General features: G+C 42.1%; 30 protein-coding genes. 5 read left to right on the top strand and 25 right to left on the bottom strand.

Annotated elements, in window-relative coordinates; all coding sequences use genetic code 11:
• The first annotated feature begins 638 nt into the window (after positions 1–638).
• Positions 639–1,025 carry a thioredoxin family protein gene (locus OS173_RS12365; RefSeq protein WP_323373192.1) on the top strand — a complete coding sequence of 129 codons (387 nt, stop codon included), beginning with the start codon at positions 639–641 and terminating at the stop codon, positions 1,023–1,025.
• Positions 1,026–1,052: 27 nt separating this feature from the next.
• On the opposite strand, the gene OS173_RS12360 is transcribed toward OS173_RS12365, so the two are convergent.
• The 16 genes from OS173_RS12360 to lptM all read right to left on the bottom strand — a co-directional run bounded on the left by OS173_RS12360 (position 1,053) and on the right by lptM (position 12,930).
• Positions 1,053–1,613 carry a hypothetical protein gene (locus tag OS173_RS12360; RefSeq protein WP_267184602.1) on the bottom strand — a complete coding sequence of 187 codons (561 nt, stop codon included), beginning with the start codon at positions 1,611–1,613 and terminating at the stop codon, positions 1,053–1,055.
• 131 nt (positions 1,614–1,744) lie between these two features.
• Entirely contained in the window at positions 1,745–2,212 is a 468-nt protein-coding gene (locus tag OS173_RS12355; RefSeq protein ID WP_267184601.1) for a GNAT family N-acetyltransferase, read from the bottom strand.
• A 40-nt stretch (positions 2,213–2,252) separates the two neighbouring features.
• Complete coding sequence (locus tag OS173_RS12350) at positions 2,253–2,441, bottom strand: hypothetical protein (RefSeq protein ID WP_267184600.1); 189 nt, start codon at positions 2,439–2,441, stop codon at positions 2,253–2,255.
• 868 nt (positions 2,442–3,309) lie between these two features.
• On the bottom strand, positions 3,310–3,732 hold the full coding sequence (locus OS173_RS12345) for a F0F1 ATP synthase subunit epsilon (protein ID WP_323373191.1): 423 nt from the start codon (positions 3,730–3,732) through the stop codon (positions 3,310–3,312).
• 10 nt (positions 3,733–3,742) lie between these two features.
• Positions 3,743–5,134, bottom strand: a complete 1,392-nt coding sequence (atpD, locus tag OS173_RS12340; RefSeq protein WP_267184598.1) for a F0F1 ATP synthase subunit beta — start codon at positions 5,132–5,134, stop codon at positions 3,743–3,745.
• Positions 5,135–5,146: 12 nt separating this feature from the next.
• A complete protein-coding gene (gene atpG, locus OS173_RS12335; RefSeq protein WP_267184597.1) occupies positions 5,147–6,007 on the bottom strand; it encodes a F0F1 ATP synthase subunit gamma in 861 nt (286 codons plus the stop codon).
• A gap of 23 nt (positions 6,008–6,030) precedes the next feature.
• Entirely contained in the window at positions 6,031–7,578 is a 1,548-nt protein-coding gene (gene atpA, locus OS173_RS12330; RefSeq protein ID WP_267184596.1) for a F0F1 ATP synthase subunit alpha, read from the bottom strand.
• 45 nt (positions 7,579–7,623) lie between these two features.
• Entirely contained in the window at positions 7,624–8,151 is a 528-nt protein-coding gene (locus OS173_RS12325) for a F0F1 ATP synthase subunit delta (protein ID WP_267184595.1), read from the bottom strand.
• 2 nt (positions 8,152–8,153) lie between these two features.
• On the bottom strand, positions 8,154–8,624 hold the full coding sequence (locus OS173_RS12320; RefSeq protein ID WP_267184594.1) for a F0F1 ATP synthase subunit B: 471 nt from the start codon (positions 8,622–8,624) through the stop codon (positions 8,154–8,156).
• 39 nt (positions 8,625–8,663) lie between these two features.
• Entirely contained in the window at positions 8,664–8,939 is a 276-nt protein-coding gene (gene atpE / locus OS173_RS12315) for a F0F1 ATP synthase subunit C (RefSeq protein WP_188364159.1), read from the bottom strand.
• A gap of 40 nt (positions 8,940–8,979) precedes the next feature.
• The gene (gene atpB / locus OS173_RS12310; protein WP_267184593.1) at positions 8,980–9,849 is read right to left on the bottom strand and encodes a F0F1 ATP synthase subunit A; all 870 of its coding nucleotides are present in this window, start codon (positions 9,847–9,849) and stop codon (positions 8,980–8,982) included.
• An 8-nt stretch (positions 9,850–9,857) separates the two neighbouring features.
• The gene (locus tag OS173_RS12305) at positions 9,858–10,235 is read right to left on the bottom strand and encodes an ATP synthase subunit I (protein WP_267184592.1); all 378 of its coding nucleotides are present in this window, start codon (positions 10,233–10,235) and stop codon (positions 9,858–9,860) included.
• Between the two features lie 118 nt (positions 10,236–10,353).
• Positions 10,354–11,307, bottom strand: a complete 954-nt coding sequence (locus tag OS173_RS12300) for a tyrosine recombinase XerC (protein WP_267184591.1) — start codon at positions 11,305–11,307, stop codon at positions 10,354–10,356.
• Complete coding sequence (locus tag OS173_RS12295) at positions 11,282–11,968, bottom strand: DUF484 family protein (RefSeq protein ID WP_267184590.1); 687 nt, start codon at positions 11,966–11,968, stop codon at positions 11,282–11,284. Before OS173_RS12295 ends, OS173_RS12300 begins: the two co-directional genes overlap by 26 nt.
• Positions 11,961–12,752, bottom strand: a complete 792-nt coding sequence (gene dapF / locus OS173_RS12290; protein ID WP_267184589.1) for a diaminopimelate epimerase — start codon at positions 12,750–12,752, stop codon at positions 11,961–11,963. The genes OS173_RS12295 and dapF overlap by 8 nt, the downstream gene beginning before the upstream one ends.
• Positions 12,730–12,930 carry an LPS translocon maturation chaperone LptM gene (gene lptM / locus OS173_RS12285; protein ID WP_267184588.1) on the bottom strand — a complete coding sequence of 67 codons (201 nt, stop codon included), beginning with the start codon at positions 12,928–12,930 and terminating at the stop codon, positions 12,730–12,732. Before lptM ends, dapF begins: the two co-directional genes overlap by 23 nt.
• A 52-nt stretch (positions 12,931–12,982) precedes the next feature.
• Here lptM and OS173_RS12280 point away from each other — a divergent pair, with 52 nt between their 5' ends.
• From OS173_RS12280 to OS173_RS12265, 4 genes are read left to right on the top strand one after another with little or no spacing between them, the layout of a single operon-like run.
• Complete coding sequence (locus OS173_RS12280; RefSeq protein WP_267184587.1) at positions 12,983–13,651, top strand: alpha/beta hydrolase; 669 nt, start codon at positions 12,983–12,985, stop codon at positions 13,649–13,651.
• A gap of 6 nt (positions 13,652–13,657) precedes the next feature.
• On the top strand, positions 13,658–14,440 hold the full coding sequence (locus OS173_RS12275; RefSeq protein ID WP_267184586.1) for a biotin--[acetyl-CoA-carboxylase] ligase: 783 nt from the start codon (positions 13,658–13,660) through the stop codon (positions 14,438–14,440).
• A 49-nt stretch (positions 14,441–14,489) separates the two neighbouring features.
• The gene (locus tag OS173_RS12270) at positions 14,490–15,173 is read left to right on the top strand and encodes a hypothetical protein (RefSeq protein WP_267184585.1); all 684 of its coding nucleotides are present in this window, start codon (positions 14,490–14,492) and stop codon (positions 15,171–15,173) included.
• The gene (locus OS173_RS12265; RefSeq protein ID WP_267184584.1) at positions 15,174–16,187 is read left to right on the top strand and encodes a glycosyltransferase; all 1,014 of its coding nucleotides are present in this window, start codon (positions 15,174–15,176) and stop codon (positions 16,185–16,187) included.
• 4 nt (positions 16,188–16,191) lie between these two features.
• Here OS173_RS12265 and OS173_RS12260 read toward each other — a convergent pair whose 3' ends face one another.
• The 9 genes from OS173_RS12260 to msrB all read right to left on the bottom strand — a co-directional run bounded on the left by OS173_RS12260 (position 16,192) and on the right by msrB (position 22,584).
• Complete coding sequence (locus OS173_RS12260; protein ID WP_267184583.1) at positions 16,192–16,677, bottom strand: PAS domain-containing protein; 486 nt, start codon at positions 16,675–16,677, stop codon at positions 16,192–16,194.
• An 83-nt stretch (positions 16,678–16,760) separates the two neighbouring features.
• On the bottom strand, positions 16,761–17,504 hold the full coding sequence (locus OS173_RS12255; RefSeq protein ID WP_267184582.1) for a phosphate/phosphite/phosphonate ABC transporter substrate-binding protein: 744 nt from the start codon (positions 17,502–17,504) through the stop codon (positions 16,761–16,763).
• A complete protein-coding gene (locus tag OS173_RS12250) occupies positions 17,501–17,986 on the bottom strand; it encodes a PAS domain-containing protein (protein WP_267184581.1) in 486 nt (161 codons plus the stop codon). Before OS173_RS12250 ends, OS173_RS12255 begins: the two co-directional genes overlap by 4 nt.
• Before the next feature lie 22 nt (positions 17,987–18,008).
• Entirely contained in the window at positions 18,009–18,371 is a 363-nt protein-coding gene (locus OS173_RS12245; protein ID WP_267184580.1) for a roadblock/LC7 domain-containing protein, read from the bottom strand.
• Between the two features lie 25 nt (positions 18,372–18,396).
• On the bottom strand, positions 18,397–19,023 hold the full coding sequence (locus tag OS173_RS12240; protein WP_267184579.1) for a hypothetical protein: 627 nt from the start codon (positions 19,021–19,023) through the stop codon (positions 18,397–18,399).
• Positions 19,023–19,577 carry a GTP-binding protein gene (locus tag OS173_RS12235; RefSeq protein ID WP_267184578.1) on the bottom strand — a complete coding sequence of 185 codons (555 nt, stop codon included), beginning with the start codon at positions 19,575–19,577 and terminating at the stop codon, positions 19,023–19,025. The genes OS173_RS12240 and OS173_RS12235 overlap by 1 nt, the downstream gene beginning before the upstream one ends.
• A 52-nt stretch (positions 19,578–19,629) precedes the next feature.
• Positions 19,630–20,712, bottom strand: a complete 1,083-nt coding sequence (locus OS173_RS12230) for a hypothetical protein (protein ID WP_267184577.1) — start codon at positions 20,710–20,712, stop codon at positions 19,630–19,632.
• A 207-nt stretch (positions 20,713–20,919) separates the two neighbouring features.
• On the bottom strand, positions 20,920–21,921 hold the full coding sequence (locus tag OS173_RS12225; protein ID WP_267184576.1) for a hypothetical protein: 1,002 nt from the start codon (positions 21,919–21,921) through the stop codon (positions 20,920–20,922).
• Between the two features lie 270 nt (positions 21,922–22,191).
• On the bottom strand, positions 22,192–22,584 hold the full coding sequence (gene msrB, locus OS173_RS12220; RefSeq protein WP_267184575.1) for a peptide-methionine (R)-S-oxide reductase MsrB: 393 nt from the start codon (positions 22,582–22,584) through the stop codon (positions 22,192–22,194).
• Positions 22,585–22,592: the final 8 nt, after the last annotated feature.

Here is a 22,592-nt window from a genome sequence, read left to right as displayed (position 1 = left end):
TAGAACACGTAATGGATTGCCTGAATAACAGACCACGGAAAACAAGAGGCGGGAAATCTCCGAATGAATTATTTATGGGGCAGCAAGTCGATTTACTTGCTGCATGATTAAATTGCACTTATTACTTGAATTCAAGTTTGTTTTTTCAGGTAGTTTTTTAAAAAAACCCTTTGGAAATATATGTGCTTTGGCAAGCTTTGTAGAATCTTTATTACATAATTTACATTTCATAATTTTCATTCATAGTCATTCCCTCATTTTAACAGATTTGAAAACGACTCAGAATTTGATATTAATCTCGAGAAAACCATAATCAAATTCTGAAAAAATCAGGTCATCAATAATATTGATAAACACATCGGTAGGTGAATAGTTGCCGTTTTGATTGGTGGCCTAATAGCTGAATTGATCTTCGGCAGCTGTCATCAATCACTGAACGTGGGAGAACCCAGTGAGCTCAATAATAAATCTCTGTCCAAGTTTATAAGTAATAATGAGCCATTGGTGATTATCGACTTTTGGGCTATGTGTAGTGTTTTAAATATATACACGTCATGAGTGAATCATAAAATAGTCAGCTACAAGGCTTGTTTTTGCAGTAATAGTTATTCATATTACAAGGAAACGTAACGCCATAGATGGCTGTTTTATGGTTCACCCTTCGGGAATCAGCCACATGCCTCATTTCGGCGTTATCGTTCTTATTAAGGACTTTGGCCATTAACTGCAAACGATGCCTTGTTATGAGGCATGTGGCTGGTTCTCATAACGCGTGTATATTTAAAACACTACACCAGTGCCAGCCGTGCCTGATGATGACGCCCAATTTTTATCACGCCGCTCAAAAATTACCCACAGTGCGTTTTGCTAAAATCCAAACCGATCAGCACGAACAAGCTGCCGCAGAACATGGCATTCGCAGCCTGCCAACACTGGTGGCCTTCAAAAATGGCCATGAGTTGGATCGCCTTTCCGGATTAAGAACGGCCGCTGATATTATTCATTGGGTGAAGTCACTGATTTAAACTCAGAAAACCACCCAGAATTGCATGTTAATGGATCGGCTGAATATTTAACATAGCCTCGATTTCCTCCAAAGTTTCAGGTTCAGGCGGAGGTGAGCGTTCAAAGCCAGCGCCATTAATAATTTCTAACGACTCGTGACTTTTATATATTCTGCCATCATCTGACAGATAATAAGCGGTATAACCCTGCCGCGTGGATTGATAAAAAGGCCTGTCAGCTCTTTTCTTTAACAAGATAAAAACCTGGTCGCCAATCTCATATTGATAACCGGTACTGGCCGTTGCGCAAATCCCATCATAACAACCACCCGATTCTTCTATGTGAATGATATCCGCCTTAATTGAACCCTTAAAGATCTCATCCAAATGTAATTCATAATCAGTAAATACACCCATTTTTATCTCTGATTTTGTCTCCATTTGTCCCGTTACGGGATTACGTATAGACCAATTCTTCAGCGTTTCTTTTTTGACATAGTCTTTTTCAATGATTTCACCCGTAACAATCAGCTCAGCTTCGACCAACAGTTCATCGAAGGGTATATAAAAAAACTCGCCTGTGCAGTAACAATGAATAGATTTAAACATAACAAAACAAATATCTGAGATGCTGTAAATTTCATGCTGACACCATTTATTATTTAGTTTAAGTTGTTATTCAACTTGATACAAACTTTCTCTAAAACAAGAAACCAATCATACGATACGCCGTTGTGAACTCAATAGCTTATATTTTGTAAATTTTTTTCCATCACGATATCCGCCCGTTGATAATCCGGATGTGGACCTTGGTGGGTTGTGATAAAACCGTGTTGTTGGTAGAGTTTTATGGCGGCTTTGAGTTCTGTGTTCGAAATTAAATAGACTTTCTTTGCTTTAATTTTTTTAAGCTGCTGAAAACAAGCAGACATTAATTGATGTGCCAGACCTTCGCCACGATGATCAGGATGAACTGTCATGCGCGCTAATTCATACAGATTAAGGCCTTTATTAAATAAGGCGCAAACTCCCACCACTTTATCGGATTTTGTCAGGCTGAAGACGTAACCACCCTCTTCCATTATTTTCTCAGGGTGCTGAGCCAGTTCTTTGTCAGATGGCTCCAATTCAAAGTAATGTATGATCCAGAGCTCATTGAGGTGGATAAATTCGGCTAAGTGAGTCGAGTTATTGATATGGAGTTTCATTAATCATTGACAACGCTGATGACTTTCTTACAACCAATCCTCAGGATTTATTGCTTAAATCTTGTTTGTAAAATCGATAGGCCAAGTAAATAGTGACTGCAACCAAGGCAATCAAAACAGCCATGATGGTGAAAGGGAGTTTGACCGTGGATGAATCAATCATCACCGCTATATAGAAAAAAGCTGTAATAATAATTCCCATGATAACGCCGATTATAAATTTATGCATTTTTAATACCTTATTTTTGGTCTTTAATTATTTGTTATTCATCGTTTCGATGCCATAATTTATTATTTTTTATCAAGTATTTTTGGCACAAATAAACCGCTAGCAAGGTTCAGGAACACCGATGGATTCAAGTATAATTTCTGAATTATTGATGGAAATATTTTTCATTAACAACTTACCGTCAGGAGATACCGAGTCGGAGCTCGGTATAAAAATATAAATACACCCGTGGTGCATTTGGAGCGATAAATGGTAAATAAACTTGATTTAATAACCAAACAGACGACTCGTCATTCCGACTAAGCGAAGCGCATGGAGGAATCTCCTCAATTTAGCCAGAATTTTAAACTTTGGGAGATATCTCCACTCGCTTCGCTCGGTCGATATGACAACATTTGTTTTGGTTTCTTCCAAATGCACCACGGGTAAATACAGTAGACTTGAGTGCACAAAAAAGCAGGAGTCATATTTAGGAATTCTGATTGATTTAAGAATATGTTCTGAATTTTTGGTGTGAGTTTTTTTCAACAACAACGTAACGTAAGGAGACACCTCGATCTCTGATCCAGTCTCGATTCTAACACCACCATCCTTGGCGGCGTCGGCTTCGCTCGGTGCTCAAAAGATAAACCCAATTAAATATTTCCATAAATAATTTAAGGCACTAAAAAGCCGGTACGAGATTTTGGAATACTGATGGATTTAAGAATGTGTTCTGAACTTTTGGGGAGAATGTTTTTTGATAATTACTCAACGTCAGGAGACACCTCGGCTTCGCTCGGTGCTCAAAAGATAAACCTCTCCATATTTATTAGCCACAAAAAAACCGGTAATTAATACCGGTTTTTTTTGATTTAGTTCACAGGGTTTATCTTTTGAGCTTTTTCTTGAGGCGGCTGATGGCCTGGATTTGTGCGACAGCTTGTGCCAGGTCAGCTTGAACCTGCGCTAAATCGTATTGCTTGTTGCTGTCTTGTAACAGGTTTTCAGCCTCTTCTTTGGCTTTAATGGCTGCCGCTTCGTCGATGTCTTTGGCTCGGATGGCGGTATCGGCTAACACCGATACTAAGTGCGGTTGCACTTCTAAGATACCTCCGGATACATAAAACTCCTGCTCACTGCCATCACTTAAGTGCACTCTGACTTGCCCCGGTTTTAACTGGGTTATCAGGGGCGTGTGACGTGGTGCGATGCCGAGTTCGCCGGATACACCGCTGGCAATCACCATCGCTACATCACCGGAGTATATGGCATTTTCGGCACTGACAATCTCACATTTTATGGTTGACATCAAATTATCCTCAAGCTGCTTTTGCTTTCATTTTTTCTGCTTTTTCGAGCACTTCATCAATGCTACCAGCCATGTAGAAGGCTTGTTCCGGGATATGATCATATTCACCGGCAATAATGCCTTTAAAGCCACGGATGGTTTCACTCAATGAGACGTAAGTACCGGGTGATCCGGTAAATACTTCGGCTACGAAGAAAGGTTGTGAGAAGAAACGTTCAATTTTACGGGCACGATATACCGATTGTTTATCTTCTTCAGATAATTCGTCCATACCCAAAATGGCAATAATATCTTTCAACTCTTTATAGCGCTGTAAAGTACCTTGGACTGCTCGCGCAGTTTCATAATGCTCTTCACCAACCATTTGTGGGTCTAACTGACGTGACGTTGAATCCAATGGATCAACCGCCGGATAAATACCCAACTCAGCAATAGAACGCGACAGTACCACAGTGGCGTCCAAGTGAGCAAAGGTAGTGGCAGGTGACGGATCAGTCAAGTCATCAGCAGGTACATAGACCGCCTGAATTGAAGTAATAGAACCGGTTTTTGTGGAGGTAATACGCTCTTGGAGCTTACCCATTTCTTCAGCCAATGTAGGCTGATAACCTACCGCTGATGGCATCCGACCTAATAATGCAGATACTTCTGTTCCCGCTAAGGTATAACGGTAAATGTTATCAATAAACATTAACACGTCACGACCTTCATCACGGAAATATTCAGCAATAGTCAAACCCGTTAAAGCCACACGCAAACGGTTACCCGGTGGCTCATTCATCTGACCGTAGACCAGGGCCACCTTATCCAATACGTTAGATTCCTTCATCTCGTAGTAAAAGTCGTTACCTTCACGGGTTCGCTCACCAACACCGGCAAATACTGAGTAACCGGCATGCTCAATGGCGATGTTTCGAATCAGTTCCATCATGTTAACGGTTTTACCAACACCGGCACCACCGAATAATCCGACCTTACCACCTTTGGCGAATGGACAGATTAAGTCGATGACTTTAATACCCGTTTCCAATATTTCGTCACTGGCTGCTTGCTCATCATAGGCAGGCGCTTCGCGGTGAATTTCCCAACGCTGTTCTTCACCAATTGGTCCTTCACGGTCAATTGGATCGCCCAGTACGTCCATGATTCGGCCGAGGGTTTTTTCACCGACAGGCACGGTAATGGCGCTACCGGTGTTGTCTACTTTTAAACCACGTTTGAGACCGTCAGTTGAACCCAAAGCAATGGTTCTCACCACACCGTCACCCAGTTGTTGTTGAACTTCTAAGGTGGTGTTGGTTTCGCCAATTTTTAAGGCATCATAAATTTTTGGTACCGCGTCACGTGGAAATTCCACGTCAACCACCGCACCAATGATTTGTACAATATTACCTGAACTCATATCTGACTTCTCCTATACTGCGGCTGCACCGCTGACAATTTCTGAAATTTCTTGTGTAATGGCTGCTTGTCTGGCTTTGTTGTAAACCAACTGCAGATCTTTAATTAAATCACTGGCATTATCTGTGGCTGATTTCATCGCCACCATGCGGGCGGCATGCTCAGAAGCCAGATTTTCCAAAACCCCTTGATAAACCAATGATTCAATGTATCGGGTCATGAGATTATCCAAAACCTCTTTGGCATCGGGCTCATACAGGTAATCCCAATTATTACGGGCGATGGTTTCTTCACCGGCAGGTAACGGCAGTAATTGTTCTACTGTGGCCTGTTGCGTCATGGTATTAATAAAGTCGTTGTAAACTAAATAGACTTGGCTGACTTTGCCGTCCATAAATGCGTCTAACATGACTTTAACCACACCGATTAATTCCGTCAGCTTCGGGTTGTCGCCCAAAGATGAAATATTAGCCTGTAAATTAACGCTGCTGTTTTTGAACATGGAAGTGGCCTTATTGCCCACCGTGACCACATCAATTTTTTTGCCTTTGGTTTCCCAATCGCGCATGTTGATAACGGCTTTTTTAAACAGGTTTGCATTTAAACCGCCACATAAGCCACGATCGGTTGAGATAATGATATAACCGACACGATCAGCTTCTTGATCTTGCATAAAGGGATGCTTGTATTCAGGCGAAGCCTGGGCCAAATGGTTAATCATTTCCTTTATCTTACCAACATAAGGACGTGATGCTTCCATTTGCTCTTGGGCTTTTTTAATTTTACTCGCCGACACCATTTCTAAAGCGGTGGTCACCTTACGGGTGGACTGAACGCTTTTGATTTTGGTTACAATTTCTCTGCCAACTGCCATATTAATTACCTAAAAGGTTTACTTTAATAACTGCCTGTTTTGATAAAGTCTTCAACACCGGCTTTTAATTTATTTTCAATGGCGTCATTGAAATCACCGGTTTCGTTGATTTGTTTCATCAAATCTTCTTGGGTATTGTTCATGTGCGCAATCAAAGCCTGTTCAAAGTCGATGATTTTATCCATAGCGACTTTGTCCATAAAGCCACGATCCACGGCATACAATGAAACAGCCATTTCAGCCACATTCATGGGTGAATATTGTTTTTGTTTCATCAGTTCCGTCACCCGTTGGCCTCGTTCTAATTGCGAACGTGTGGTTTCATCGAGATCAGATGCAAACTGCGCAAAAGCAGCCAATTCACGGTATTGAGCCAAGGCCAAACGCACACCACCACCTAACTTCTTAATGATTTTGGTTTGCGCAGCACCACCCACACGAGATACCGATAAACCGGCATCAATCGCAGGTCGAATACCTGAGTTAAACAAGTCAGTGCCTAAGAAAATCTGACCATCAGTAATCGAAATTACGTTGGTTGGAATAAAGGCAGAAACGTCACCAGCTTGGGTTTCAATAATCGGTAATGCCGTCAAAGAGCCGGTTTTACCTTTGACTTTACCGTCTGTAAAACGTTCAACATAATCAGCGTTAACGCGAGCAGCACGTTCCAATAAACGTGAATGCAAGTAAAAAACATCACCCGGATAAGCTTCACGACCCGGCGGACGTTTTAACAACAATGAAATCTGACGATAAGCCCAAGCTTGTTTGGTCAAATCATCATAAGTAATTAAGGCATCTTCACCACGGTCTAAGTAATACTCACCCATGGCACAACCCGCGTAAGGGGCTATGTATTGCATGGCTGCTGAATCAGAAGCAGTGGCGGCAACAACAATGGTGTGTTCCATGGCGCCGTGCTCTTCCAATTTACGAACCAAAGAAGCGACAGAAGAACGTTTCTGACCAATCGCCACATAAATACACACAACACCGGTGCCTTTTTGATTAATAATGGCGTCAACAGCAACAGCAGTTTTACCGGTTTGACGGTCACCAATGATTAATTCACGTTGACCACGTCCGATCGGCACCATGGCGTCGATTGATTTCAATCCGGTTTGTACCGGTTGATCAACCGATTTACGGTCAATTACACCTGGGGCAATCTTTTCAATGGGTGAAGTCAACTTGGTTTTAATCGGGCCGTGACCATCAATGGGGTTACCCAAAGAATCGACCACGCGGCCTAATAATTCAGGGCCTACCGGGACTTCCAAAATTCGGCCGGTACACTTGGCTTTATCACCTTCGGAGATATGACCGTAATCACCCAAAATAACCGCACCAACAGAATCTCTTTCCAGATTCAAGGCCAGTGCAAAGGTGTCACCGGGTAATTCAATCATTTCACCCTGCATGGCATCGGCTAAGCCGTGGATCCGTACAATTCCGTCTTGGGCACTGACAATGGTGCCTTCCGTACGGGCCTCTGATTGAACCTTAAAGTCTTTTATTCGACCTTTAATCAGTTCACTAATTTCTGATGGATTCAATGTCGTTTGCATTGGTGCTCCTCGTTGCTTCTTTTTTAACGATTATCGCTAAAAAAATTAATTAAAAAGTTCTGTTTTTAACCGTTCGATTTTACCACTTAAGGTGCCATCGATGACTAAATCACCGCAGTATATTTTGGCGCCACCCAATAAAGTTTCATCAACCTCAATGTGAAGACTAATGTCCTTTCCGGTGCGACGACTTAAGGCCTCAACCAAGCGTTGTTGCTGGTCATCGGATAAGGGGGCAGCTGCATATACATCCACCGTCTGGGCGCCTGAATCTTGCTCATAGTAATACTGATAGAGTTGTGCCACATCCGGCAATAAAGACAAACGGTCATTCTCTATCATTAGCTTGATAAAGTTCTGATAATGTTCATCACTATCATCGCCGGCAATTAGCGTGACTAATTGGGCATCAGTTACATCAGGATCACTGAAAATAGCTGCCGCAACGTCATGCTCTGCCATTCCGGCGGCCACAGCTAACTGCTTTTGCCAGTCAGCTACTTTATCCACTGATTTGGCAAACTCATAGGCCGCTTTGGCATAGGGTCTGGCTAGGGTTATCAACTCACTCATGATTAAATCTCTGCGATTAATTCATCCAATAATTGGGCGTGCTTTTTAGCGTCAACTTCTTTACTGATTAGTTTCTCAGTGCCAGCCACCGCTAAAGCAGCCACTTGCTGACGCAGTTGTTCGCGGGCGCGGTTGGCTTGTTGCTCAATTTCCGCTGCCGCTGCCGCCAATTGTCGTTCTTTTTCAGCCAAAGCATCGCTTTTAGCTTGGTCTTTGACTTTATTGGCCACTTGATTGGCCTGGTCTTTAATTTGCCCGGCCTGCTCTTTGGCTTCAATAATCAATGTATCGACTTTGGCTTTAGCGCGTTGTAATTCTTTCTCAGCACGATCACCGGCGGCTAAGCCGTCTGCAATCTTCTGTTCACGCTCCTGCATAGCACCCAAGATTACCGGCCAGATGTACTTCATGGTGATCCAAATGACTGCGAAAAAAACCAGCATTTGAATGATTAATGTTGCGTTAATGCTCATCTTTTGTACTCCGAGGTTATCTGTCGCGGGTTGCTAATATTAACCTGTAATAGGTGCCAATAATGGGTTGTTGAACGTAAAGAACAAAGCGATACCAACACCAATCATGGCAACCGCATCAAGCAGACCCATTAACAGAAAGTATTTACCTTGTAACATAGGGGCTAATTCAGGTTGACGCGCTGTTGATTCTAACAAACGGCCGCCTAAGATACCCAAACCAATACCGGTACCAATGGCACTTAAGCCCAGAATGATTGAAACAGCAATGGCTGTCATGCCTTGAACCTGTGCAATTAATGCTAAATTTTCCATCGTTTTCTCCGATTTACCTTTTTAAATAAAAATATTAAAGTTAATGATCTTCATGTGTCTCATGGGCCATGTTCATATAGACCACACTCAACATCATAAAAATATAGGCTTGCAACGTAATAATCAAAATGTGGAACACCGCCCACACAAAGGCAAGAATAAATTGCATCACTGACACCATTATGCCACCGGCAGTAAAGAAGTCAGAGAATGTATAATTAACGGTCAACACCGCAATCAAAATGAAAATTAACTCGCCGGCGTACATATTACCGAATAGTCGCAAACTCAAAGAAACCGGTTTTGCCAAGGTTTCAACTAAGTTCAAAAATAGATTAGGCCCGGCCAGTAAAATTTTACCAAGCCAACCGTTGGCTGCAAATGGATGGGTCACAAATTCCTTCAGATAACCCAATACCGTTGGTTTTTTAACGGTGAAGCTGTAATAAAACACCAGCAACATAACACCAAAACTCATACCAAAGACAATGTTCAAGTCCGTGGAAGGTACAATTTTCATGTACTCAATCCCCACCAAAGTACCCAACCAAGGCACTAAATCAATTGGCAACAAGTCCATAAAGTTCATTAACCAAACCCAGATAAATATACTTAAGGCCATAGGAGCGACCAACTTACTGGAACCGGTAAAGACATCATTGACCTGGGTATTAATAAACCCCAGAATCATTTCCACAAAGTTTTGGGTTTTGGACGGTACGCCGGCGGTGGCTTTCTTTGCCACGCTTCGGAAAAATAATAAGTATATAACTGCCAGTAAAATGGTGTAAAACACACTGTCGGCATTGATGGTCCAGAAACTGCTGCCTTCAACCAATTCCTGGGTATTGTTTACTAAATGGTGGCTGATGTAATCACCAGCGCTGCCGCTATTCTCACCACTTGCCATCGTTTATCTCACTTAAAAGAGGTTAACAAAGCCACCCAAAATGCTAACAGGGTGATAATAAATCCAATTAATAATGCCATTAATTGGAACGAAAACTGTGTGACGGCCAAATAAAACAAGGCACCAATCACAATAAATTTTAGGATTTCACCTTTGGCCATTTTACCCACCATGGCCTGATCCTTCGCAAACGGCCAAGCCACAATAAAGGCAAAGGTCAAAGAACCTATGGCACTGATGGCAGCGCCAGCCAACGCCGAAACCGCCGCTGCTTGGCTTTGAAATAGCCAAAAAAATACGGCTGTCAAAACACCAATCATCATTTGATACAGTGGTATTTTAAAAACCGTCTTTTTGACTTCTTGCCAGGAAATTTCTGTGGTCATTAAAGGCTCACATATTCAAGACAAACAACCACCTCAATCTGATGGCCACAATTGCCGTTGCTAAAAGCGGGTGCATTATAATGGCTACACCTGCGCAAAGCAACGTTTTTAGTGTAAATTAAAGAAACCGTTTGTCAGCAGCATCCTCTGAGTTGCTTTTTATCGCCTTTAAAGCTTTTCGCGCACGTGGGTGAGCACGATCATAGACCTCTGCCAGATGCTGAAAATTAAGATGGGTATAAATTTGAGTGGTTGACAAATCCACATGACCCAACATGTCTTGAACTGCGCGCAGATCTCCGGAAGATTCAAGCACATGACTGGCAAACGAATGGCGCAACAAATGCGGATAAACCCGCTGCCACAATCCCTGTTGTTGCGCCCAGTATTTGACCCGTGCCTGAATACTGCGCGGTTTGAGTCGGCTGCCTCGATTAGACACAAACACCCAATCGATGCTGTCTTGGTTCATTACCTGACACTCATTTTTCCAGTTTAACAACGCCTTAAGCGCCGCTGCACCCACCGGCACCACTCGGGTTTTTTGGCCTTTACCCAACAACCGCACCAAACCTTCAGGGATATTAATGTCGCACCATTGTAATCGACTGAGTTCCGATAAACGCAGGCCTGAGGAATAAAACAATTCAAGTAAAGCCTTGTCCCGACGCTCCAGTGCTGTATTTTCAGGAATGGATAATAATTTAAAGACATTATCCACATCCAAAACTTCGGGTAACTTGCGCCCTATTTTTGGTGCATTCACCAAACTCACGGGGTTATTATTGACCGGGCAATTGGGCGCCTGTTGCAAAAAATCAAAGAAATTGACCAAACTCGACCGATACCTGGCCACAGTTTTAGCGGCCAAACCTTGGCTCGATTGCTGTCGAAGAAAGCTGCGAACATGATCACTATTAACGTCTGCTAAATTCGCAGATAAATCGGGCGTCAAGCTTGCTATGAATTTTTTTATATCGCGGCGTGACGCAGCCACAGAATGTGGTGACAATTGTCGAAAATCTGCTAAATAGACTAAGTAAGATTCAAGACATGGCTTGGCTTGTTTCATGATTGCATTCAGCGGCAAAAAAATGACTAACAATGTGTCCCAATTTTTGCAGAATATCACTGGCCGAATGGGGCATAAACTTTTCCTCATCACAGCTGGCAAAACCCATTAAACCATACGTTGCCTGTGGGCCCAAGGGTATAATAATGGCAGAACGAATATCTTTATGACCACCAAACATGGCTTCAATCTGTGACTGCGGCAAGCGTCCTGACAAAGGCTCTATTTGATGTTGAAACACGGTGAATTGGCTTTTCTGAGCAGCGGTTAACGGTTCACAAATCGTACTCGGCAATTCATGTAAAAATTCATTTCGACAACTCAGTTTAAAATAATCGCTGGCAAAATGATCCTGCACAAAATTGACGAAACGATGTAAAAAATCGTGCTTATCACTGACAGCCAACTCCACCAATAACTCATAAACACGATTCATCAGAACTTCATTCAGTTTGGCATGATGAATGAGCTGTTTCATTTGATTTTTTAGTTGCCGATTTTGATGCTGCAGTGTTCTCGCCTGAAAAGTGGCCATTTGCTGTAATTGGCCCTGTTCATCAGGCACGGTTAATTCCTGCAATAAAGCCGGATGCTCCGCAAAAAAAGTCGGATTAGCTTGCAAGTAGGCCACAATGTCTTTTTTAGAAATTGAATTAGTCATAAATTTGTCCTTGATAAACCGACCGAGCCGGTCCAGTGAGGGTGATTCTATCACAATCATCAGCCAGTGAAACCTGTAAATCACCACCGGGCATCGACACCTTGATATTCTGATCTCCCTGAAAATAATGTCGCATCACAACCGCGACCGCAGCTGCACCGCTGCCGCAGGCCAAAGTCTCACCGACACCCCGTTCATGAACACGAATGCAGACATGATTGTCCGCCATTATCTGCATCACTTCGAAATTCACGCCATCACTGAAATAAGCATTGATTAAAGCCGCTTTTTCATTCAGGGGTTCTGTCTCAATATCAGCACTCATAACCACGCAATGCGGATTACCAACATCCACAAGATAAGCTGTCACCGGTGTTCCCACTAAACTAAGCTGACGTTTTTCATGGCGATAACTCTGCGCCAATGTAATGGCAATGTGATCGTCACTCTTATGGTTTAACTGCACCTTCCCACCGGCACCATCAACGGTTAATGGCATGGTGTGTTGTTTATTTTTTAGATACAAAGCAATGGCTCGCTGACCATTACCGCATTGTTGCGCGGCACCGCCATCGGCATTAAAAAACTGGTAACATTGCTGACCATTATCCTTATATAAATAAATTAGCTGGTCAAACCCGATACCCAGGCGGCGATCAGACCAGCGACAAATGGCTTCCTTTGTGGGTGGTAAGGTAAGTGTTTGGTCCTGACACTCTGCATCCAGCAGCATAAAGTCATTGCCTAGACCGTGCATTTTTTCAAAGTGATAACGTGGCTTCATGGTAGACCGGATGCAAGCTGTTTATATTGGTTTGACTGGTTGTCTCATCTTGCGGGTGGTACAAATCGCCTTTATTGCCACAGCCACTTAACGCAGTTGTCAATAACAATAAGCCCAACAGCTTAAAGTAACTGACAGTTTTAGACTTCAATCGGTGTTTTTTCGTGAAAATTATCATGCTTATCTATCATCTAAATGGTCACAAGCTATAATAGAACGCATCCCCAAAGATGACAACAATTAACATGCTCGAATTTATCACTGCCAACACCGGCGACAATCCTGATTACGTCATTATATGGTTACATGGCCTGGGTGCTGATGGCCATGACTTTGAGCCGGTGGTACCGCAGTTTAATAACCCCAAACATACATTTAAATTCATATTTCCCCATGCACCGGTGCAACCGGTGACCATTAACGGCGGCATGGCCATGCGAGCGTGGTACGACATCACCGCCATGGACATTAATCGACAAGTGGATGAAGCAGGCATAACCACCTCAGCGAAACAAATCAATAAATTAATAGCTGAGCAAATTAAACACGGTTTTAAGGCTGAGCAAATTGTGCTCGCCGGCTTCTCACAAGGTGGCGCCATGGCCTTACATATCGCACTCACCGGCCCGCATAAATTAGCTGCCGTGATTGCGCTAAGTTGTTATTTGCCCATTCCCGAGGTGCTCAATAAATCCGGTATTGAGACCAACAAAACCACGCCATTTTTTATGGCTCACGGCGAACATGATCCGGTGGTTCCCTATCAATTAGGTCACAAAAGCCATCAATTATTGGTAGACCAGGGTTTTACAGTGAACTGGCACCACTATCCGATTCAACATGGTGTCGACATGAATGAACTCAACGACATCAAAAACTTTTTGCTTACTTTGCCGTAAGCGAATATGGATACGACAACACCTGCGGTCGCTGACGATTTATTCTGTCATGCGGAACGTCTGCAAAAAAACCACCCCGAACTCAACATTAGTTTGCTGAGCCGTGTTAACTCAACACAAAAGCAAGTTACAGCCAATCAGGTTTTGATTGCCGACAGCCAAGAATCAGGCGTAGGCCGACGTGGCCATTCCTGGCTCAGTCCGCCGGGGCAAGCCATTAGTTTGTCTTATCGATTTTGTTTGCCGCTTCAAGCCGCCAAACTCAGTGGCTATCAATTAACCACTGCTCTGGCGATTACCGATTGTTTGCGGCATTTTGGTTGCCGTGAACAACGTTTACTGAAATGGCCCAATGATTTATGTGTCGAGCGACAAAAATTCGGCGGCATTTTAATTAACCTCAGCGCCACTAAAAACAGTCATGAAACAGAAGTCATTGTCGGCATCGGCTTAAATTGGTGTTTATCTGAAACCGCCCTGGCCAGCATTGATCAGCCGGTCCGCAACGTGCCTTTAATCGACAAGCCTGACCGCGGTGTGTTTATTGATGTTTTGTTGAACCGCTTAAAACACTACAATCAACGCTTCTGTCAGCATGGACTGGCGCCTTTTCTGGCTGAATGGTCAACTCAGGATAGCTTAAGCGGTTGTTCATTGGAATTGCATCAAGGTCACACCAGTGTTTACGGTGATTATGCCGGCTTAAGCGAAACCGGTGAAATTCAGATTATCACAAAGGATCAAATCGAATGCTTTGGCAGTGGCGAAGTCAAGGTTCGCCCTTTATAATCTGGGGCTTGTTTTAACTTATTTATAATCTCAATATTTTTTAGGTTTTATGCGCTATTTATTTATTGCTTTATTGTTGCTTAATATCGGCTTCTATATTTGGGTCGAACGCTTTAGCGACGCACCTAAAAAAGAGTTTACCGCTGTTGACCCCAAGGCTGAACCCTTGGTGTTGTTATCTGAATTGTCAGCAAATAACAAATCATTCAATGCGGCCACAAATAACAGCCTTAAATCCGAAGACCCCAATACTTCATCTGATTTAATTAACATGCGTTGTTTTGCCGCCGGCCCTTACAGCGAAGAAGCCACTGCCTTACGTGTGGCGGAAAATATAAAACCACATGTTTTAAAATCAGCCATTCGGCGCATAACCACCACCCAAGAAGCCGGTTACTGGGTCTACATTCCGGCCTTACCAAGTCGTCAGGAAGCGTTGAAAAAAGGCCGGGAATTGGCCGCAGCCTTTGTTAAAGATTATTATGTGGTGACTTCCGGTAACAATGAAAACTCGATTTCTCTGGGCCTGTATCGCGAGCCATTTAATGCTGATAATCGTGTTAATCAAATGAAACAAAAAGGCTTTGCCGTTGAAAAAGAAACCCGTTTAGAACAATGGCCCGAATTTTGGCTTGATTTTAGTTTAAGTGAGGACAGCGATTTTGATCCGCAAACATTAATCGCTGACAATGACGACATCGACGTCAACGAAATAATTTGCCCAAAAAATTAGATGAATGTCTTATTTTGCGACAGCAGTCATCCTAAAAGTTATGATTTTGATAATTTAAGCCAGCAGGCGATTGGGGGCACGGAATCCAGCTTATTGCGACTGGCGGCTATTTTAGCCGCGCAACAGCATCACATTATGGTTTATCAACAAGCCAGACAGCAGGCTAGCAAACAACGCAACATTCATTTTATCGGCCCAAATCAGATTGATGAGAGCCAGCATGTTGATGTTATTGTTGTACTCAGAAAAGACCAACAACTAAAGCAATGGCAACATTGCTTCCCAAAAGCCCGCACCTTGTTATGGTTACATACCTACAAAAAATGGGAATTTGTATTTAAACGACTCTTTAAACACACCCATCAATCCGTAATAATCGGTAACTCAAAAACCCACGCCCAACACCTTGAACAACAACTCCATGAACATACATTGGGTCGCTTCCTGTCAGCCATCGGCGTAGCGACTTTACCGGTAAAATACGGTTACAATCCGGTACCAAAACCCCATGTAAAGACAGCGACTGAACGCGATCCCAATAAACTCATCTTTTTATCCGCGCCCAACAAAGGACTGACTGAGGTACTGAGCCACTTTCAAAAAGTAAAAGCCGCAATGCCCGACATGCAACTTTACATTGCCAATCCCGGCTACCGCGATCAAATCGATATTCAACAACCCGGCGTTCACATTCTCGGCGCGTTACCACAAGCGGAGTTATGGCAACACGTGGCTGAAAGTTTATGTGTGTTTTATCCACAAACCACTTTCGCCGAAACCTTCGGACTTATTTACGCAGAAGCCAATGCCTTAGAAACACCGGTATTGGCTCATGATATCGGCGCTGCCAGAGAAATCTTACACCCCGAAAACCCCCTGATTGATTGCCATAACACTGAACTTGTCATCAAAACCTTACAGCAGTGGCAAGAAAAACTGCCGGCTGTCAAGTACCGTGAAATCTTTGCCAACGCCACCATTTATCAACAGTGGTCTGAACTTTTAAAAACATAAAGACTTAAGGCTCTTCTGCCAACATCTTTTGATACAGTGCTTTCGCTTGTTCGACTTTATTCATGGCCGGTTTGCGTCTTACTGACGCATAGCCGACGATTTCACCATTTCTGATATTGGGAATAATGGTGGCGAATGTCCAATAAAAACCGCCATCCTTGCGTAAGTTTTTGATATAGCCATTCCATTTTTGTTTATTGTTAATGGTGTCCCAGGCATCTTTAAAAGCAGCTTTAGGGATATCAGGATGCCTGAGAATACTGTGTGGCTGACCAATCAGCTCATCTTCTTGATAGCCCGACATAAAAACAAACGCATCATTACAATGGGTAATTACGCCTGATGTATCGGTTCTTGATACAATCAATTTGCCTTCAGGAAAAGGGGTTTCCACCTCGGTTACATAGACTGTTTTTTCAGATCCGTCATAAAGTGACAGGGTGTACTCTTTGAAATCACCCACGATGTCTTGTTTTTTCATATCAGCCATAATAAGTACCTGTATTTTCCGGTTGTTTAAACAAAAAGACGTCACTATAGTGAGCGGAACGTCTTATTGATTGGCTTATGTCATTATTTAAGGGTATCCATTAAATCAATCATAAACTCGGTTTCTTCTTGGGTTTGTTTGTCCCAGGCCTCAAAACCTAAATCCGTGACAATTTGCTTGCCCTTATCATCATCACTCATTGTGACCAAAGCTTCCTGAAGCGCGGCATGATGTTCTTTAAAACGTGGGCTGACTAAAAACATGTGCTTAATAACCGAAATTTCACTGGTCACTAAGGGTTTTAATTGGCTTTTAATCATGCCTGACAATTCATCGTAAGCGGCTTTATAGAAGAAGCCGACATCGGCTTTTTTGTTCATTAATTGTTTCGCCACCAACACATAATTATCTTGATTACTGAGCTCGATATTGTCTTTATTTAATTCCGCCGGCTCTAACATCATCATGCTGATCATATTGACGTCTTGATCATCGGTTAAGGCCACTTTGACGCCCGGTTTCAGGTCTTCGACCTTATCCACATCGCTGTCTGCCGCCACCACGATAACAGCCTCATCAGATATACCCTGTGGCGTGGCCACCGGCATAAAGCCTTTATCCCGAACTAAACCGGCTGCTTCGAAGGGATTGGTGTAAATAATATCCACCGCATCGTTATCAATGGATGCCTGTAACTCTTTGAAATTATTGTGAAGCTCTAAATGCACAGCAATGTCTAATTTTTTTTGTAGCCAAGTATTAAAGATATACCAGCTGGCAATGCGTTCCGGTGGAAAATCCGGACTAACGGTAAAATTATATTTCATGAGGCACCTCCTTCTTGTTCACGCATTTTTGCGTATTCAACTTCAATTTTTTTAATTTGATTGGCGGCAGGCTTACGTCTGACTGACGCATAACCAACAACCTCACCATTTCTCACATTTGGAATAACTGTGGCATTGACCCAATAGTAACTGCCATCTTTACGCAAGTTTTTAAGGTAGCCACTCCATTTTTTATTGGCACCCAAGGTATCCCATATATCTTTAAACACTGCTTTAGGAATGTCAGGGTGTCTTAATATATTTTGCGGCTGACCAATCAATTCTTCTTCTTTCCAGCCAGACATAAACACAAAAGCCTCATTACAATGGGTAATAATGCCTTGGGTATCGGTTCTCGAAACAATCAGTTTACCTTCCGGAAAAGGTTTTTCAATGTCGGTCACATAGACTGTTTTTTCAGACCCGTCATAAAGTGACAGGGTGTACTCTTTATAGTCGCCCACCACATCTTCTTTTTTCATGACATTCATCATAACAGCCCCCTTAAACTAACTTTTCAATTTCTTGTGCCGCTCGCTTCACGTCCAAGAAAATTAAGCCCAATTTGGCATTGGGTTTAGCCAATACGGTGACCACCGCGTCTTTACCGGCATAGGCCATTAACACATAGCCTTTTTCGCCTTTCACCAAGACTTGATTTAACTCACCACGCTCCAACTCTTTGGCGGTGCGGTCACCCAGAGATAACATCGCGGCACTCATGGCGCCCATGCGATCTTCATCCATCGAATGATGTAAGCGTGAAGCCATAATCAGACCGTCTGTGGAAATAATGGCCGAAGCCTCGATATCTGCTGATGACCCATTTAAGTCATCTAAAATGGTATTGAAATTATCTACAATCATATTGTTCCTCTTCTGTATTAACGTTTTAATATTTAATATATAACAGGCGCGCCAAATCAGTTAAATTAATTTGATTCAATAGCACACCGCCTTTGGTGACCAACATGTAATTTTGTCGATCGGATACTAACGGATAAAAAGACACTTCGGCTTTGCCGTTATAGCCACAAAGCTTCCATATTCTTGATTTAATTATTTTCTTTTCGATTAATGGTTTAACTCTACTTTCTTGAAACCCAAAAAGAGCCCCGGCCATCGCCGCAAATGCAGCGGCTTCTTGGTCGTCGAACCCGGTATTAACCAACTCAAACCCCTCCTCATTAACCAACAATGCACCATAACCTCGAAACAGTTGTTCCACATAGTCATGAAGCAACTCATCACTGGGTAAATTGGGAATTCCGCGCGGCTCTGACAGCAAACTAACAAAACCGTCTTTATGTGCCGCTTTGAGCGCTTGATAAGCCACTTTAAAGTTAGCCGTACCAAATAACTCACACAAGCCGGTTTTAGAAATTTTTGGTGACTGCTCGAATCTAAGTAAGCGTTTTATTAAGCCGTCATAAGCAGTTCCATCAGCGCTAATAATGGCACGATAAACACCTTTAGCTGTGGGATTAATGTAATGCTCTTTGTTTGTTGAATTTTCCATTAACCTGACACGTCAACTTGAATCTTCGGATCGATAACAAACAACAAAGCCTCTACCAGCAACATCAAATCTGGTTTGTGTCTGGCATCCACTTCAAATACCGGATAACGCTTAAATTCTTCACTTATGGCCTCTCTGACCTCTCTAAACTGAGCGGCTCCGGGTTCGTCTGTTTTGGTAACGCCTACGGCCAGTGAAGATTTTGCAATCAAATCAGAAAATTTCCCTAAAAAGAAAGCCAACTGTTCTTTAAAATCTTTTGCCGAAGCATCCACCAATAAAACAACGCCAATACAGTTTTCGCCCAACATATCCCACATAAAGTCGAATCTTTTTTGACCCGGGGTGCCGTAAATGTGCAGCTTTTGTTTACCGCCCAAAGCCACTGTGCCGTAATCCATGGCCACGGTGGTGTTTTCTTTTAAAAGCTTCGTCTCATCACTGGCCTTAACTTCAGTACCAACCACCGGAATATCGCTCATGGTATTCACCGCCGTGGTTTTACCGGAACCCACAGGTCCTGCGATAACTATTTTCTGATAACTGTTTTTCATATTAACTGGCCACTTATAATGTATGTTTTTAAGTTTAATGTATTTATCATATTTAAGATTTTATCCATTTAAATAACCTGTTAAACAAGCCTTTATCCACCTTTTTTGCAGTTTCTGTGACCATCAAATGCTCACCACCTTCAAATAAATCCAAAGCAGATGCGGCCGCATAAAAGGCATTAATTTGCTGTGAATATTGAGGCAAAAAGTCTCTGACCTGGCCAATGGAATAACTATTTTGTGTCCACAATGCCGCAATTTGTGTAAATCCACCGCGTAATTTCAACCGAGATAAATTCGGCCAATATTTCATTTTTATGGTGGTACTGCTGTCAGTACTTTTTGGCAATCGCCCTAAAGAAGCGCCCACCGCCGAATCCCAAATCAGTTTATCTAAGCTCATACAACCGGAACTAAACAATTCACTTTTATGATTTTTATCCATTTGAACAATTTGCGTTTTAACCTCAGTGCCGGCCATCAAAATGCCATAAAACTTATCAATCTTATTCACACCTTCCGGCATATAAACAAGACCATCAGCGATGGAAATGGTCATTAATAATTCTGATTGACTATAGGGCTTGATAAAACGTATACAATCATCGCTTCCCTTATTTTTGGAAAGTGCTTGAAGAATACGGCCTTGTAAATAATCATGCGGTTGATAAAACCTTAACTCTTCTTTCGCTTGCCCTTTTCCGCCGGGTAACACATCTTCCGACTTGTCAGACTTTTCTACAAAAGATTCCGGCATCTTAGTCACGTTTTGCTTTGCTTTTTTGTCTGTGTTGGCGTCATCCCGAGTATGTGCATGTTGAGAATCAATGAAGGCCGAACCGGCCACATCTAATAACTGATGGATGGCTGCGGATTTAATGGGTTTATTGATAACGTATTGGGAATCGCTAAGTGGTTTTTCAGAGGCAACAAGGGTGGTAAAACTTGGCTGATGGCGTGTTAAGTGGTCACGCCCTTCGGGGCTATCGGCATTGACAAATCTGACTTGCGCACCGGTTTCAACCACTTTAAAGTTGAATTTATGATTGCCATGTTTTTCAATGAGGTATTTTAAGTTATTAAGATACCTAAAACCATTAAAACCAACCAAGGCTATATTTATAGCTCGCTTCAAAACCGCACCTTATATTATTTATTGCTTTTATTATATAAACCACAAATTTTGCCAATCCGTGAATCTTATGACCCTTATTTTCAAGTCTAAATTTAACTCAGTCTTGAAAGATTTCCTTATTACAATAACAGTTATCAATAATAGAAGTCAACGCACATTTTATAAGGTCAATTTTTTAAAAACATGACTATTGTCATACTAAATGGTTTAAGACCTAACCCAGCTCAATATTTTCTTAAATAATCCTTTATCAACTGTCCGTCTTGAGCCAGAATCATTAAAATCATGCACCTCTTCAAACAAATCCAAGGATGATGCCGCTGAGTAAAAGGCATTAATTTGCTGTTCCAGTTTGGGTAAATTTTGCTTCATTTGTTCAATGGATAAACTGTTTTGCGACCATAAGGCCGCAACTTGCAAAAAGCCGGGTTTAAATTTTTTACGGGTTAAGTTAGGCCACCTTTTTAACCTAAGCTGTTCCGTTTCACTGGTGTCACAAGGTAATCTGCCCAATGAGGCGCACGCAGAAGCATCCCAAAGCAATTTCTCTAAACTTAAGCTTGGCCCTTGTAAGTTGTCTTTAATTTCCGGATCAGATTTTTTAAAATAATCAATCTTGACCTCAGTTTCACCAAACATAAAACCATAAAACTTATCCAACTCATTCACTTCCCGTGAGACAAAAACCTTTCGATCTTTGGTCAAAATGATAATCAGCATTTCTGATTGGCTAAAAGGCATAATCAGACGGATACATTCATCGCCTGATTTTACTTTGGACAACGAATCCAAAATACGGCCTTGTAAGTAATTATTCGGTTGGTAAAAATTGGATGATGATTTAGTAGATGGGCTTTTGTTTTTGAGGACTTGATTTGAGTTATTACTTGGCGTATGCGCATTAAACGTTGATAAAAACTCATCCAAGATATGATGTATCTCTTCCACTTTTATGGGTTTAGAAATAATGTATTTGGCACTTTCAGGAAATTCGGCTGTTGCGACATAGACGCTTGGACTTGGTTTGTTGGTGATTAAAAAATGACTGCCTTCAGTGCTGTCAGGATCAACAATGGTTAAGTGCACGTCACTTTCAGAAAGCTGGAACCGAAACGCTTTATCGCTGCGTCTTTCTAAAATATATTTAAAATTTTGGTGATCTCGATAGCCATTAAACCCCAACAATCTTACATTTATAATTGTATTCAAACCTATCCCTCATTAATAACTCATTATGAATATTACTTTCAATATTTAACTGTAAAAGCTAATCAGAAAGTTACTGACTAAGTTTCGCCAAAAAATATTCGTTTAAAGCGGCTAAATTAGCAATAGATTAATGTTTGAATGGTTCTTTGTATGACAAATGTCAAACTTTAACAAAATAAATAGAAAATTTAAGGCCATATATCAGAGCTTTTAGTCATGACATGACAAAAAGGGGCTCTAATAAAATAGATTATTGGTGCTTGACTGCTATTACAACCGTTTATTCTTAAAATCCAAAGACACGGAGTTAATGCAATAACGTAAGCCGGTGTCGGTGGGGCCGTCATTGAAGACATGGCCTAAATGACCTTCGCATTGCGCACACACCACTTCGGTGCGACGCATGCCGTGTGAATCATCAAATACTTCTTTCACGGTGTCATTGGCAAGAGCGCGATCGAAACTGGGCCAACCGCAATGGGCATCGAATTTACTGTCACTGGTAAATAAAGCGGCACCACAGGATTTACATAAATAGGTTCCGTCCTCAAAATGCAGGTTGTACTTACCGGTGTGGGGTCGTTCCGTACCCTTATTGACAATGACGTTATAACTGTCTTTATCTAATTTATTTTTTAATTTGTCTTTGTGTTCTTGTTTCATATTAACTC

Origin of the sequence: Marinicella gelatinilytica, assembly GCF_026410405.1 — a bacterium.
GTDB lineage: Bacteria > Pseudomonadota > Gammaproteobacteria > Xanthomonadales > Marinicellaceae > Marinicella > Marinicella gelatinilytica.
This window is presented reverse-complemented; position numbering and strand designations above follow the sequence as displayed.

Bases quoted from the DNA above. Each gene is read 5' to 3' on its own strand.
- OS173_RS12365 (WP_323373192.1), top strand. From the start codon at position 639: ATGGCTGTTTTATGGTTCACCCTTCGGGAATCAGCCACATGCCTCATT.
- OS173_RS12360 (WP_267184602.1), bottom strand. From the start codon at position 1,613: ATGTTTAAATCTATTCATTGTTACTGCACAGGCGAGTTTTTTTATATA.
- OS173_RS12355 (WP_267184601.1), bottom strand. From the start codon at position 2,212: ATGAAACTCCATATCAATAACTCGACTCACTTAGCCGAATTTATCCAC.
- OS173_RS12350 (WP_267184600.1), bottom strand. From the start codon at position 2,441: ATGCATAAATTTATAATCGGCGTTATCATGGGAATTATTATTACAGCT.
- OS173_RS12345 (WP_323373191.1), bottom strand. From the start codon at position 3,732: ATGTCAACCATAAAATGTGAGATTGTCAGTGCCGAAAATGCCATATAC.
- atpD (WP_267184598.1), bottom strand. From the start codon at position 5,134: ATGAGTTCAGGTAATATTGTACAAATCATTGGTGCGGTGGTTGACGTG.
- atpG (WP_267184597.1), bottom strand. From the start codon at position 6,007: ATGGCAGTTGGCAGAGAAATTGTAACCAAAATCAAAAGCGTTCAGTCC.
- atpA (WP_267184596.1), bottom strand. From the start codon at position 7,578: ATGCAAACGACATTGAATCCATCAGAAATTAGTGAACTGATTAAAGGT.
- OS173_RS12325 (WP_267184595.1), bottom strand. From the start codon at position 8,151: ATGAGTGAGTTGATAACCCTAGCCAGACCCTATGCCAAAGCGGCCTAT.
- OS173_RS12320 (WP_267184594.1), bottom strand. From the start codon at position 8,624: ATGAGCATTAACGCAACATTAATCATTCAAATGCTGGTTTTTTTCGCA.
- atpE (WP_188364159.1), bottom strand. From the start codon at position 8,939: ATGGAAAATTTAGCATTAATTGCACAGGTTCAAGGCATGACAGCCATT.
- atpB (WP_267184593.1), bottom strand. From the start codon at position 9,849: ATGGCAAGTGGTGAGAATAGCGGCAGCGCTGGTGATTACATCAGCCAC.
- OS173_RS12305 (WP_267184592.1), bottom strand. From the start codon at position 10,235: ATGACCACAGAAATTTCCTGGCAAGAAGTCAAAAAGACGGTTTTTAAA.
- OS173_RS12300 (WP_267184591.1), bottom strand. From the start codon at position 11,307: ATGAAACAAGCCAAGCCATGTCTTGAATCTTACTTAGTCTATTTAGCA.
- OS173_RS12295 (WP_267184590.1), bottom strand. From the start codon at position 11,968: ATGACTAATTCAATTTCTAAAAAAGACATTGTGGCCTACTTGCAAGCT.
- dapF (WP_267184589.1), bottom strand. From the start codon at position 12,752: ATGAAGCCACGTTATCACTTTGAAAAAATGCACGGTCTAGGCAATGAC.
- lptM (WP_267184588.1), bottom strand. From the start codon at position 12,930: ATGATAATTTTCACGAAAAAACACCGATTGAAGTCTAAAACTGTCAGT.
- OS173_RS12280 (WP_267184587.1), top strand. From the start codon at position 12,983: ATGACAACAATTAACATGCTCGAATTTATCACTGCCAACACCGGCGAC.
- OS173_RS12275 (WP_267184586.1), top strand. From the start codon at position 13,658: ATGGATACGACAACACCTGCGGTCGCTGACGATTTATTCTGTCATGCG.
- OS173_RS12270 (WP_267184585.1), top strand. From the start codon at position 14,490: ATGCGCTATTTATTTATTGCTTTATTGTTGCTTAATATCGGCTTCTAT.
- OS173_RS12265 (WP_267184584.1), top strand. From the start codon at position 15,174: ATGAATGTCTTATTTTGCGACAGCAGTCATCCTAAAAGTTATGATTTT.
- OS173_RS12260 (WP_267184583.1), bottom strand. From the start codon at position 16,677: ATGGCTGATATGAAAAAACAAGACATCGTGGGTGATTTCAAAGAGTAC.
- OS173_RS12255 (WP_267184582.1), bottom strand. From the start codon at position 17,504: ATGAAATATAATTTTACCGTTAGTCCGGATTTTCCACCGGAACGCATT.
- OS173_RS12250 (WP_267184581.1), bottom strand. From the start codon at position 17,986: ATGAAAAAAGAAGATGTGGTGGGCGACTATAAAGAGTACACCCTGTCA.
- OS173_RS12245 (WP_267184580.1), bottom strand. From the start codon at position 18,371: ATGATTGTAGATAATTTCAATACCATTTTAGATGACTTAAATGGGTCA.
- OS173_RS12240 (WP_267184579.1), bottom strand. From the start codon at position 19,023: ATGGAAAATTCAACAAACAAAGAGCATTACATTAATCCCACAGCTAAA.
- OS173_RS12235 (WP_267184578.1), bottom strand. From the start codon at position 19,577: ATGAAAAACAGTTATCAGAAAATAGTTATCGCAGGACCTGTGGGTTCC.
- msrB (WP_267184575.1), bottom strand. From the start codon at position 22,584: ATGAAACAAGAACACAAAGACAAATTAAAAAATAAATTAGATAAAGAC.